Here is a 271-nt window from a genome sequence, read left to right on the forward strand (position 1 = left end):
GGATTACGGTTGCCGCATCGGTTGATTGCTCCGCGAAGACGTTCACTCCAGCCGATGATTCTGACTCGCAATCCGCCCACGCTATTGTCACTGAAGAAGGGAGCTAAGGCATGATTCATGGCCACTCGTCCTAAGATTCGAGTATCCGACTCCTGATTGGGAGATTCGTATATCTCTTCCATGGCGATGACATTGATACGCTTGTCTTGCAGTACTTTGGCTCGTTCCGGGTAGGAGTTAAAATGTGCCATGCAAAACAGGGAACAGCCTT

Annotated in this window: 1 pseudogene; it reads right to left on the reverse strand. The window is 50.2% G+C overall.

From position 1 onward, the window contains the following. A pseudogene (locus MTCD1_RS21965) lies at positions 1-251 on the reverse strand (alanine dehydrogenase); the annotation flags it as partial. Between the last annotated feature and the right edge of the window lie 20 nt (positions 252-271).

This window comes from Colwellia marinimaniae, assembly GCF_002207865.1.
Lineage (GTDB): Bacteria > Pseudomonadota > Gammaproteobacteria > Enterobacterales > Alteromonadaceae > Colwellia > Colwellia marinimaniae.